Genomic DNA, 12,526 nt, shown 5'->3' on the forward strand with positions numbered 1-12,526 from the left:
TCGTTCCAGACGACCGGTTCAGCCAGAGCTGCGGCGGGGGCCATGATTGGCGCGGGCATAGTGGACCTCCTGGATGAAAGGTTCTTGTACAGTCGATTTCGTGCCAAGCCGTTCAGGTCAGGCTTCGATCTGTCCCTGAGTTTCTGCCTCGGAGTTGGCAGTGCTGGACGGCGGCCCCGACGAGATTTCGATCCGCCGCGGTTTCGCCTTCTCTGCGATCGGCAAGCTCACGGTCAACACGCCGTTGTCGTACGAGGCGACGATCCGCTCGGAGTCGATGTCCTCACTGATGGACAGCTGCCTTCTATACGTTCCCGTGAAACGCTCACTGGCCAGCCACGCCACTCCATCTTGGGAGAGAGCACTGCGGTGCGCGGTCAAGGTCAGGGTCGAGCCATCTACCTGTACGTCCACCGATCCTGGGTCGACGCCGGGAAGATCGGCGTGAAGGACGTAGTGATCATCGATCTTGTAGAGGTCCATCGGCATGAAACGTGGACTTCGGTTGCTGCCGGTTCCGGTAGCAAGCAAGGACTTGGTGATCGCGTCGATGTCGGTGAAGGGATCGAAACGAAGCACAGCAACACACCTCCCGTATCGTCTAAGAAAGGCCACCGTCACCTCGACGGCGACCGAACTCACTGTGCGAGAACATGATAACCAACCGATCTGGCACTCTGCAACCTTGAGTGCCAGATTCTTCGACTGAACTTCGGCTAGATTTTCGGGAGCATCTGGGGGCGTGACTGTTCGGTGATCACGCGATCACTCGAGTCCTGCTGGATCAGGACACCCGGGTTGAGAAATCCGCAGATGCCTCGGTTCGATCCGACTCGAACGAGTGTGATGAAGTGCCAGTCAGCTTGTGGTGCTGGCTATTTCGTTGAGAGCTCGTTCTACGGCTTGCGCGATCTTGCTTGCCGGAGGGAGATGCTCGGCATCGGTCTGGATTCCGATCCAGAATTTGTCGTTGTAGGACGCTGCTGTGAAGCCGATTCGAACATTGCCCGCCAACGGGCCGAGCGGCCAGAGTTGGACGAGCGCTGCCCCGTCGAGCGTGAGCGGACCGCGTGGTCCGTGAACATTGGACACCACTGCACCGATCATGTGCTGTCGCTTCGCGAATTTGTCGAAGATGCCGGCTACACGCGGCGACCGAAATGTTGTTCCTGCCGCACGTGCGGACGGTTTTGCGGCCGCAGTTTGCTTCGCGACGATTGCGACGGCACGTTCCAGGTCTGTTTCTTGAAGTGGGAGGTCGATGATCATGAATCCGACGGCGTTGCGTGCGTCTCCGATCGCTGTGACTGCGACGGGGACCGATACGGCGATCGTTTTCGGAATGGACTCGCCACGATCTTCGAGGATGAATCGCAGTCCGGTGCCCGCTGCAACGAGGTAGGCATCGTTCAATGTGCCTCCCACACTTTGCGCACCGCGCACGACCGGGGCGGTCCGGGTGCTGACGGAAGCGATGGATCTAGTGGTGCCGATTGTGCCGAGGAGTACCCGTGATCGGATCGGCCGATGTAGGAACGTCCCGATTCGAAATCGGAGGAGGTCCAGGGAACTGGCCTTCTGGGGGATGTGTGGCTCGGGGGAGTGGCCGGTTTTCGCCGTTGGTGGCGCCCCTGGGTCGGGTTTTTTCGAATCAGGCGAGGCGAACAAGCGCTCGAAAAGGTCGCTGGCACCGGCGCCGTCGAGAACCGCATGATGCACTCGAATGACGATGCCGCACTGACCAGTTCGAGCTACAGGAATCAATGCGATGTGCCACAACGGTCGGGTGGTGTCAAGGGGTTGCATCACAAGTCGACCACAAACCGCTTCGAAGTCGGGTTCGGTGGGACCGCGTTCCTCCAGTGAGACATGGAGGTCGACCTCTATGTTGCTTTCCGTCCACCACCATGACCCATGCCGCACAATCGGTCGTTGCCGCAACAACGGTTCCTGCGCGATCTGCGCGGCGAGTGTTCGGTGAAGATGCGCTAGATCCGGTCGACCGTCGCTGTCGACAAAGCCGCCCGGAGAGAGCAGACCGGCAATAGTGACCAGGTACGGCTGGACATCCACACCGAGCTGGAAGCTCGCAGCGTCGACGGGTGATATCGGCACGTCGGGTGTGGTGTCGACCATCTGCTGAGCCTAATCGAGGCGACACGGTGGACGGCGCTGGTTTCGGCTAGCGGATCACCAAGTCGTGGTCGGTGGCGCTGAGCGTGATCGCGGCAATGGGGTTTCCGCGCATCCAGTCCTGCACGAACGCGTTCAGAGCGGGGTTCGATGCCCGATCCGCGTACGCGTCCGACGGGATCTCGATTGCCCCGACGAGGTGGCGCGGATCGGCATCGAGGCCGGATGCGCGGGGAGTCATCCGTAGTCCGTCGGCGGTGTGCAGGACGACCGGAAGAACCGTGCCATCCGGTGCAGTCACGGTCGCGGTCCGGGTGGTGGCGACCGGGTCGAAATGGTCCACGTCCAGTCGGTATCCGGACGGTTGTGCGTACTGGCCGATCGCGTCCAGCATGCGCGGATCCACCACAGAGTACGGAAACCCGATGTCGACCAGAGTCTGACCGTCGATGGCGCCGTCGCGGGCGGGCAAGGTCGTGGACAAGTGCCAGGGGGCAGCGGGGGACAGGGTATCCGTCGACCGGTCTGTCGGCGCGTTTTCGATCAGTGTGCCGAGGAGGGACGCGCCGGTCGGCGTGAACTCCCAGGCATCCCCGACGAGATCCTTGTGCCAGAAACCGGATTCGGCGCCGCGGCGGCCCTCGACACGCAACTCCCGCCGGTTCGGGCCGGGGCCGAGTGAGTGCACACTGATCGCGGATGTGACTTCACCGGGAATCTTGGGCTGGTGCACCCAGTCCGGTGCCGGAAGTTGGATCGCGGCGGTGCTGCGGTCCAGTGTTTCGGCCACGAGGTTGGGTGCCGACGGCTTGTCCGACTGATCTTCCCAGCTGTAGCGGAAGAAGATCGAGTCCGATCCCGAAGAATCGAAATCAAATGTGCGGGTGTACATGTCGCCGTACTTGTTCATCACGAAAGTGGTTGATCCGGCCGCCGACAGCGAGTCCGCCTGGAATCGCCCGCCGAGCGGGCCGCCGATCTCGTAGCTGTCGTCGTTGGGCAGCCACGGGTCTGCGTAGGTTATTCGGCTGCCGTCCGCGGTCAGCGTGGGGATCATCGTCATCTTGGCGAGTCCGACGAAGTGAATCCGTCCTGCGATGTCGGTGAAAGTTTGATTATCCCAAGGCGACGAGACGCTCAGTGCCCACCCGTTCGGCCGGTCTCCCGGAAGTTGTCGGCCTGTGCCGCTCCACAGGGGCGCACCCCACGCGGAAGTCCAGTTCCACACGAGCGGGTCCTGGGAGGCGTTGTCCATCGTGTAAATCCAGCCGTTGTCGTCGACTGCGACGAGTTCGTCGTCGTCCAGTGATATCCCGACCAGTCGTCCACGTAGGCATTCGGGCATCGGTACGAAACGCCATGGCTCGGTCGTTGGTTCGCCGGGCGCCCGCGGACGAGTGAGTAAGTCGTGGTCGACCAGTATAAAGTCCCAGAATCGATTGAATTGGGTTGTTGGCGTGCGAATCTCGATGGAAGAGGGGGTGGCCGTGCCGTTGAACAACGGAAGGTTTTCCAACCCGACTCGTCCGCCTCCCGAGGGTGCGCCGGGTGGCAGTTGGGCGGTTCCGAATGGTACGCAACTGGCCGGCCCGGTTTCGGTGGGCGTGGCTGCGGAGAGGGGAGTGGACCACAGCAGGCCGGCGGCGAAGAGGATGCCGACGGTCGACAGTCGCGATCGGTACGGGTGCGAAACTCCACTCGCGGTCTCGTTCACCGTCCGATTGTCGCATGATCGGCACGTTGAATCTGCGGATTGTGAGGTTTGTCCATCTGTGTCGGTTGCGGCGAGAGTGCCGATCGCGGCGTTGGTTGTTGTGGGTGGAACGAGAGTGCTTGTACTGCAAAGGTATTCGCCGTGTAGCTGAGTTTGCCATGACCTGCAGATACGGTGGGGTGATGAGAAGGCCGAAGTCGCTGGGTGAATGGTTGGTAGCTGACCCTCCGGAGTCGTCCAAGCCACCGGGGCCGATTCTTTTGGCATTCACCGTTGTTCCGCTTATTGCGTTGGTCTGCTGGCATTACGGGTGGTGGCCTTCGCCATTCGGTGACTTCAGGTGGTTCGATCCTCTCCTCGTCAGCGCTGCGGCTCTGCTCACCTTGATCGTTGTTGGTCTGGTGTGGGCGGTTCGTACGCTCTACGTTCTCGGCCAGGACCGACGGTGGTCGTGGTGGATCCTGCCCTCTCCGGTTGCCGTTATCGCCGCGGTCGCTGCGGTGTTGTTGATGCCGCCGGCAACTTTCCTCGACAAGAGCGGAGAGTTCGAGACCGTCGCGATTGCTCTCCTGGAGCAGCCTGGATCGACTGTGGAAGAGCTCGAGATCGGCCAGTTCGAGATCAGCAGTGCCCATGTCGTACGTCCCGATGAGGTCTACTTCATCGACAACGACAGCATGTTCACCACCACGAGTGGATGGGTGTACTCGCCCAGCGGCGCACCAACGGGGTTCGACGATTTCTCCGCAAAGCACCTCGGCGGACCTTGGTACGAGTTCACGGCGGTCTGGCGTGACTGATTCACCGCGCCATTTCACGCATGAAGTGCGTCGATAAATCGAGTGGCCCGTGTCGAGGACCTGTGGCTACCATCGGGGTGTGGACATCGTGATGCCCCATGGGCGTGAGGGGGTTGTCGGCGTCGTCTTCGCCGGCAGCAGATAGCGCATTTCGGACCCGACAGCACTAGGTGCTGGTCGGGCCATGAGCTGTACCCACCTTCACCGATCCACGATTGGCATACACCCATGATCATTTTGACCGATACATCTACCCGTTCCAGCCTCGTCAACGCGAGCCGTAAGGAGAAGACTGATCTCACGTTGCCGGATGGCTTCGACACCATCGACTTCGACGCTCTCGACTATCTGGGCTGGCGAGATCCCAAAATGGGCCGACGCGCCTACGCGATCGTCCCGACACTCGACGGGGAGATCATCGGAGTCTTGCTCGTTCAAGCGCAAGCCACTCCGCGGTCGCGTGCCCAGTGTTCCTGGTGCCGTGACACGCGCCTTCCCAACGAGGTCGTCTTCTACGGCGCCAAGTTGGCCGGGCCCGCTGGTCGACGTGGCAGCACAGTCGGAACACTGATCTGCCGAGACTTCCAGTGCTCGGCCAATGTTCGTAACGACCCCCCGCTCCCGTATGCCGGCTACGATGCCGGCGCTGCGCGCCAGGACCGGAAAGATGAACTGGTGCTGCGTGCTTCGAGTTTTGTCGAGCGAGTGGCTCGGCAGTAGAGGGGACCCCGGGGACGCGATATCCCTGTTGTGAAGTTCGGCCCCTCCCTGGGCTGAGGAAGGGGCCGAACTGCCTGGACGGTGTCGATCCGAGGGGCACTCGGACACGGTGCGACATCTGGCGTCGCACATGATTACTCGGTCAGGGCGTTGCTCGACGTAAAGTGACCCAGGCTCCGGCTATGCAGGCGATGGCCAGGGCCAATGGAAGTAGTGCCATCGGCACCACTCGGGAAGTATCGGCAAACCACGAACCGATCGCCGGCCACCAGCTGGCCCAGGTGATTACGATCGCTGACAGGCCGAGCACACCGAAGAGACCGGTGAGAGAGGCGAGCAGACCGGTGGTCCTCCATCGCTGGAAGATCGCACCTGTCAGCATTGCGATCGAACTGGTCAGCAGCAGCGTCGCGAACAGCGCGAGCAACTGAACGGCTGCGCTGTCGGTGAAATAGCGTGCGATGCCGAACATGCGCATGTGCACACCCCAGCCGTTGGTGGCGGACTCCACCACTGACAGCAGTTGTAGCGCGATTGCGAAGATTGCGGACTGTGCCAACGCCATTATCGTGGTGGCAGTGAAGAACTCGCGGCGAGTCACGCTGAGTCCGAGTGCGAACGGGAACGTCTGGGTCATCGACTGGAGGTAGAACGCCAGCACGAAACCGTAAACGGAGAACACACTGCCGGTGAATCCCTCACCCTCATCGTTCCGGACGATCGCGTAGATGGTGAAGCTGATGAGGAAAGAGATCAAAAGGATGCCCACCGGCCAGGCGATCAGCAACGGCCACGCGACCGTGTGCAGTTGGAGGACGGAACCGATCCTGGACCGGGTGGGCGCCTTCGGGACCGTCCGTGGCGCTGTCGTTGCGATGCTCATGCGGTGATCTCCTTGCGCTGCGTCGAAGTCGCGATGACAAGTTCCTGCAAAGATGCCGGTTCCACTTGGACTCCGGCCTCCCGCAGTCGGATTCGCTCGGTCTCGGTCACATCGGCCTGCAACATGATTCGGCTGTGGGAGCCTAGTGTCTCCCGGCGCAGGACCCTGCCGGACGCGGCAACGGCATCCACCGCATCAAAGGGGCCGGATACCACTACGGCGCGACCTCGCAGTGCGTCTGCGTCCTCGTCGACGACAATCCGGCCGCTGTCTACGACGATCACGTGCTCGAGCAGATTGGCTACCTCGTCGATAAGGTGAGTCGAAAGCACTACAGTGCGAGGATGTTCGGCGTAGTCGGCAAGCAGTCGATCGTAGAACAGTTGGCGTGCAACGGCATCGAGGCCGAGATACGGCTCGTCGAAGAGCGTGAGCGGTGCACGGGAGGCAAGTCCGATGATCACTCCCAACGCTGACCGCATGCCGCGCGAGAGCTTCTTCACCTTGCGGCACAGTGGAAGTTGGAAATCGTCGAGCAGTGTCTCGGCGAATGCGTGGTCCCAATTCGGGAGCAGATGGCCGGCGGCGACGAGTACATGCTTGACCTTGAGGTCTTCGGGGTACGTCTGGCTTTCCTTGACGAAGCACACGTTCGCCAGGACGTCGGCATTTTCGAAAGGGGCAGCGCCGAATACCTCGACGTCGCCGCTGGTGTGCAGGTCCTGTCCGGTCAGTATCTGCATGATCGTGGTCTTGCCTGCGCCGTTACGGCCGAGCAGGCCGTAGATCTTGTTCTGGCCGATCTCGAACGAGACGTCCGAGAGCGCATCGACGTCCCCGTAGCTTCTGTTCACTGCTCGCATCGAGGCGACGAGTTCAGTTTCGTCGAAACGCCTGACGTGCGACTTGGTCGTTGTCGTGCTTGAGTTCATCGGTCCGCCTTCCTGTCGTCCAGCATGGATTTGAGTTCGTCGAGGGAAATCTGAAGGCGGTCGGCCTCCATGACCAACGGCTCGATGTATTGGCGCGCGAACGCTTCTCGTCGTCTGAACCTGAGTGCGTCGCGGGCGCCGACGGTGACGAACATTCCGATTCCCCGTTTCTTGTAGAGGAGCCCCTCGCCTACGAGTTGATTGAGGCCCTTGGCTGCCGTCGCCGGATTGATTCGGTGGAACGCCGCCAGTTCGTTGGTTGAGGGCACCTGCCCGTCTTCCGGCAGTGAGCCGTCGATGATCGAGCCTTCGATCTGCTCGGCGATCTGCTGGAACAGTGGTCGTCCGTCGTCGATCACGATGATCGACGCCCGGTGTTCACTGGTTCATTACTCATGTAATGAACCATAGAACGTCGTGGGGCATGTTGGCAATGAGATCGCGGAATCTGGCACCGATGCCTTGGGTCTCCGAGCGCTACCCATCGGGATATTCATCGCAGAGGCTGATGGAACAGCTTGGATGCAGACCAGATACGACTTCCAGATCCCCGGGGCGCTGCGCACAGGCATTGAGCTTCTGCGGAACCGTGGAACCGCCGATCTAGGTGGTCGACCACGGGACGGGGCACCTTCGGGTGGCCGGTAGTTATCGCCTCAATGAATTCGGCCACCTCTTCGATGACGGCAACTATGTCGCGGGGGTCATTCTGCATGGGCGTTGTAGCTTGGGGAGTTTGCTATGCGTTGACGCAAACACCCGTCAGCATCGGCAGTTCGCCACCCAACGTGAAGCAGGCGAAACCGCAGCCTCGGCTTCGGGGCGTAACCCGGAGTCGTAGAACAGAAGCCGGACCGCACGCCGCGGTCGGGCTGTTCTTCGTCAACCCAAAGACGGAATCGCATCCACCGCAAGTAGGGACTTAGCGCCTCGTTTTGGTGTTTCTGTACTGATTCGCGATCCCGATACGTACGCTTCCGGCCAGGGAATCGGACACTCGACCAACAGGGGTATCAATGCCGAATGTGACAGTGAAGTTCGGGGGTTCAGACCCGGAAACAGCAGACCTCGCACGCCGGGCACTGCAACCAGTACTCGACAGCATCTACCGCACATACCGCAGGAAACCGCTCCCATTCGTCGAAGCCGCACTGAAACGCGCAGGCCGAGGGAGCTTCTCACAAGCAGGAATTGAGCGATTCGCCAATTGCATTTCAAGAGGCGACCGACCGATTCTCACCAAATAGTGCGACCGCCCGTGATCAGGCCGAAGACCGAAGCGCTTCCACCGGCTACCTGGTCGACGACTTAAAGTGGTCTGTGCCAACTAGATACAGGTCCATCGTGGTCAAAATCGGAGACAGCTCCCGCTCGCGTCCGAGATCGGTAGCTGCCTCACTGTGGCATGGGACCTGTCAAACACAATCTCCCCTTCCTGGACAGGTAGGGGAGATTGTGTTTGTGACCACCGCACGATCCACGCATCTGCTGATATGCAGGTTTCAGGCAGAGCTGAAACTGTCATTCACATGCGGTCGGCCGATCTTCCTACAAGTCGGGGGCGGTTAGTGGCCCTGCGCCTTCTAATGAGAAGGGGATCGTGGAACCGTTCGCCATCGCCACGATCACGTTGACGATAGCAAAGAGAACGCTATTCATTTCAAATTCACCTCCGCTCTCCGTCTAGAGCCCGGCAGCATTCGCTACTGCATACAGGGCAGAGGCCCTGCTATCGAAATTGGGACCTGCAATGTAAGCGGGCGAGCCTGGACCGAATGAGGTGACTGTCCTGATATCCGAGGCCATTCGAGGAGTTTTAGTCCACCAACCAAGGTCCACCAAAATTGCCTCCGCCTAAGTTGCCCGGTTTGGGAGTTGCGTGAGAAGCCGTAGCTCCGAACGTCATAACCAGGGAAGACGCTGCAATGCTTGCCAGTAATAAGGTTCGACTCTGGACACCTACGGCCTTCTATCGAATTGGGGCCAACCTGCCGGTTTTTTAAGATCTTCGGGAAGGTAGCGCGACGCTAATGTGACAGTCCTCCAAACTGGGGTATTTCTTCGAGATTTATCCGGCTCTTCCGGATCCGGAGTGTATGAGTCGATCCACGGATGATCCGAGCAGGCACAAGATGTAGGTTGGTGAGGGTTTTTAATGTGCAGACCGATGGTCGTGCATTGGGACTTACGGTTAGGGCTGTCCGGTACTGAGGAAGAATACGTACTTGATGCTTTTCGAAGGTGATTTTTGACGGACTTGAGTATTTTCACAGTTGTGATTGTGAGAAGACCTGCATTCTTGCGTGAGTTGTGGTCCCCGGTGTCCGGGTGCGCTACGGCAGATCGGTTTTAAAAACTGATAAGCGCGCGGTGCCCGAGCAGAGACAGTTTCCAACCCCATCGGTTGGTAGTCGCGCTCGAATCACTGATGGACGGCAAACGAACCGAGGTACCGGCGACCATCGGCTTCGAGGTCGACAGCACTCTCCTGACAGTGCGCGCAATGGACACCGATTTAGGCCGGGGCACGACCAGTCGGACGGCATCGATGAACTGCAGAATTCCGAGATCCGGTCCTCTAGCACCCCCATTTGCGTTGGATACACGTTAACTGATCACTGAATGGAGGAGGTTGTGTACCTGCCGTGTACCTGTCACAGGATTTGGGACCCAAACAAGCGAAGTTCGTCTGCCCCAAAAAGGACTCTGAACTGCGGAGAATCTGTGGAGCCGATGACGGGAATCGAACCCGCGTATTCAGCTTGGGAACCTTTTGTGCACGTCGAGAGTAGTCGCCGGTAGACGCCCTATTTTGGTGTCTACCTGCGCAAATTTACCACGACGGTATACAGCGGTTTACAGCGCTACGCATGGTCAGCGTGGGCACGCAGTGGGCATGAAATCCGCATTCGAAGGGTGCGTGCGGCCGCTAGTGTCCGGAGGGGGCCGGACTACTAGCGGCCGCGTTCTCGTGGCGATCCGCGCAGCGCGGACGTGCCCAATGGCGACGAGGATTTACGCGGAGAAGTGGGTTCGCGGACCAGCAGCGTTGACGGCCCTGAAGCCGAGCATGATCTCGAACCGTGTGGCCAAATCACCCAGCTCAAGTAATCCCGGCAGTGCGGACAGGAAGAGTGCATTGCCCGCCTTGTCCATCGAACCGATTCGACCGATGACGGGCAGGGCTGCTAATTCCGCTGTGTCACATGACGCGAGGACTGTCCCCAAGAACGGTTCGGTCATCTCGACTGGACCCGACGCCAACTCGACAACCGCTCCGCCAGTCGGGGCGAATAGTTCGTCTTGCGGGTTCGCGGGAGTTGTGTCCGCCGATACTGCAGCGATCATTTCGGAAAGGACGGTCTCTGCCAGCATCTGGAATCCCCCAAGCATGAGGCCTCCGGACATGTGCCCTACTCCGAGGTGCTTCTCGATCAATTGGCTGACGTAGAGCCACAGGTTGTTGAGTGACTCCTGCAACTGATGGCGACTCTGCTCATCCTGTGGAAGGTGGTATGGCTGTCCCTGCTTCGCGTGCATAAGGCCGGAGCGCGCATCGCCATACATGTTCGTATAGACCCAGTCGACCGGAGAGGCTTCTCCCTTCGGCGCCAGTGACGCAACGGGAACCAAGGTGTCGGCGACTCCCAGTGCAGCCTTAAACCACACGCCCTCGCCCTCGTACCGTCCCTTCGCTGTCGTCTGTCGGGGGCGAATATCGCTCAGCAGCGCCTCGAACGCGAGAAACATGTTTCGATACGAATCGAATAGATACTCTGAGGTACGGGACATTCGAATGAACCGGAATGCGTCATGCTTCGTCGCTGACGGGAGATTCGGGGGGACTACGTTGCCGGCAGCGTCTTTCACCACCACAGTTGCCGAAGAATGCGAAAGAGTCGTCGAGACCGCGTTGGCTCGAACGACGACACCCGCATCGTCAGACCACCACACCAGGCAATCGTCTTGGGCATCTCGGATCGCGACGTCGCACAGGCCTCGGGCGGACATATAGTCCAGGCCACGATTCGCCGCCGTCAGTGCGGCATCGTATGTCTCGTTGAAGCTCTGCCCAGCAGACCCGTACGCGACAACCGCACTCACCCCTCTAGTTACTCTCACTGTCCAGCCGTCGAGTTCGATCTCCGCATTTTGAACTGGTCCAGTGCGAAGGACGAACACAGCGCCGTTGCGCTCAGTGTTGCTTTGAAGGGGCATTCCAGCGAATCTGCCTACGGTCATCACACGCACGTTACGGTGTCGCAGGTTATCGTGAGTGGCTTCCGGCCGCTGAGATCTTGGCCGTGCAGCACGTCGACGGCCTTGTGTGCACGGTGCAGGAATTCACACGCTAATGGTTCGAAGGCGCGGGGCCGACATGCGCTGTCCCCGCACGACTGTCGGCCAACGGGATGGCAAGCTCCCTGAATCTGGTGGCATGCCCGGTCCGAGCGCGGCGAGCTAGCTGTTCACGGTGGCCGTAGACGGTCCGGGGCGGACTGCTCGCGGGGTCGACCTTGCCTGTTGGAGTCGATCTTGCCGACTGTCGGCCAGGATTCAGCCAGGATAGGATCGGTCGCCATTCGACAGGGTGTGACGCCGCGCGGCGGGTCATAGGGCGGCGCGCAGTCGCTGGCATGCCGTGACGACGTCCCTGCCGCCCTTGCCGATCGTCTGATAGTCGGTCCACGCGCGGGCGATCGGTGTGGGCGGATCGGTTGGCCGGCCGGCCCGGCGTGCGGCGTGTTCGAAGCGTTCGGCGTGGATCGCGTACAGGGTTCGCAGTGGTTCGACGTCGCGAACCAGGTTCGATGCGGACCGCTCGACGTCGGTCGCCCAGGCGGCGACGGCGGCCCGGTAGGCGTCGGCAGCCCGGCCGCTGGACTCGACGACCCGGCGGGCGGCGTCGAGCGTGGCCGGTAGCTTCGCGGGTCCGAGCGGCGGGGCGGCGGGTTGGCGACGCAGTTTGCGGTCGATCCGGGCGGCACGGAACAGGATCGCGGCCAGGGCGCGGCGTTCGTCGGCTGGAATCGTCGTCAGATCCGCCGGGGCGATCGTCGGCCGGGACAGGCCGACGTCGCGCAGCAAACCCACCAGACGCGGCCCGTCGTGGACCGGCCCGACGGCGTCGTGCGCGGACCGGCGGGCAGCGGCGATTGTGGCGTTCCTGGCCGGTCGCGCGGCGATCGTGGCGAATGCGTGGACTGCGGCCCGGTCGGTCGTGAGTTGGCCCGTGGCGGCGTCGAGTGCCGCCGTGAGGGCGGCGGCGATCTGGGATGCGGACCAGCTCGCGCGGATCGGGTACAGGGCGGCGTGCCAATCATTCATCGTGGTGTTCCTGTCT

10 protein-coding genes are annotated in these 12,526 nt (G+C 60.9%); 2 read left to right on the forward strand and 8 right to left on the reverse strand.

The genetic code is table 11. The annotated features are described in order from the left end of the window. Window positions 1-117 precede the first annotated feature (117 nt). The 3 genes from FEZ59_RS21855 to FEZ59_RS21865 form a co-directional block, all read right to left on the reverse strand. Complete coding sequence (locus FEZ59_RS21855) at window positions 118-579, reverse strand: Hsp20/alpha crystallin family protein (protein WP_151531547.1); 462 nt, start codon at window positions 577-579, stop codon at window positions 118-120. Between the two features lie 279 nt (window positions 580-858). Continuing rightward, window positions 859-2,136 (reverse strand): wax ester/triacylglycerol synthase domain-containing protein, encoded by a 1,278-nt coding sequence (locus FEZ59_RS21860; RefSeq protein WP_019747496.1) that lies wholly within the window; start codon window positions 2,134-2,136, stop codon window positions 859-861. Between the two features lie 46 nt (window positions 2,137-2,182). Beyond that, window positions 2,183-3,847: a hypothetical protein gene (locus FEZ59_RS21865; RefSeq protein ID WP_346343244.1), complete on the reverse strand. Its 1,665-nt coding sequence runs from the start codon at window positions 3,845-3,847 to the stop codon at window positions 2,183-2,185. A 182-nt stretch (window positions 3,848-4,029) separates the two neighbouring features. Between FEZ59_RS21865 and FEZ59_RS21870 the strand changes: the two genes are divergently transcribed. Next, window positions 4,030-4,647 carry a DUF1109 domain-containing protein gene (locus tag FEZ59_RS21870; protein WP_172933208.1) on the forward strand — a complete coding sequence of 206 codons (618 nt, stop codon included), beginning with the start codon at window positions 4,030-4,032 and terminating at the stop codon, window positions 4,645-4,647. A 228-nt stretch (window positions 4,648-4,875) separates the two neighbouring features. Continuing rightward, on the forward strand, window positions 4,876-5,367 hold the full coding sequence (locus FEZ59_RS21875; protein ID WP_029254674.1) for an FBP domain-containing protein: 492 nt from the start codon (window positions 4,876-4,878) through the stop codon (window positions 5,365-5,367). A 142-nt stretch (window positions 5,368-5,509) separates the two neighbouring features. On the opposite strand, the gene FEZ59_RS21880 is transcribed toward FEZ59_RS21875, so the two are convergent. The 5 genes from FEZ59_RS21880 to FEZ59_RS21900 form a co-directional block, all read right to left on the reverse strand. Next, the gene (locus FEZ59_RS21880; protein ID WP_172933209.1) at window positions 5,510-6,250 is read right to left on the reverse strand and encodes an ABC transporter permease; all 741 of its coding nucleotides are present in this window, start codon (window positions 6,248-6,250) and stop codon (window positions 5,510-5,512) included. Further along, window positions 6,247-7,182, reverse strand: coding sequence for an ABC transporter ATP-binding protein (locus FEZ59_RS21885; RefSeq protein ID WP_029254676.1), 936 nt, complete (start codon window positions 7,180-7,182; stop codon window positions 6,247-6,249). The genes FEZ59_RS21880 and FEZ59_RS21885 overlap by 4 nt, the downstream gene beginning before the upstream one ends. Next, window positions 7,179-7,541 carry a GntR family transcriptional regulator gene (locus tag FEZ59_RS21890; protein ID WP_019747490.1) on the reverse strand — a complete coding sequence of 121 codons (363 nt, stop codon included), beginning with the start codon at window positions 7,539-7,541 and terminating at the stop codon, window positions 7,179-7,181. Before FEZ59_RS21890 ends, FEZ59_RS21885 begins: the two co-directional genes overlap by 4 nt. 2,656 nt (window positions 7,542-10,197) lie before the next feature. Beyond that, window positions 10,198-10,932 carry a hypothetical protein gene (locus FEZ59_RS21895; RefSeq protein WP_172933210.1) on the reverse strand — a complete coding sequence of 245 codons (735 nt, stop codon included), beginning with the start codon at window positions 10,930-10,932 and terminating at the stop codon, window positions 10,198-10,200. Between the two features lie 861 nt (window positions 10,933-11,793). Next, window positions 11,794-12,510, reverse strand: coding sequence for a hypothetical protein (locus FEZ59_RS21900; RefSeq protein WP_172933211.1), 717 nt, complete (start codon window positions 12,508-12,510; stop codon window positions 11,794-11,796). Between the last annotated feature and the right edge of the window lie 16 nt (window positions 12,511-12,526).

Origin of the sequence: Rhodococcus sp. MS13, from assembly GCF_013277835.1 — a bacterium.
GTDB lineage: Bacteria > Actinomycetota > Actinomycetes > Mycobacteriales > Mycobacteriaceae > Rhodococcus_F > Rhodococcus_F erythropolis.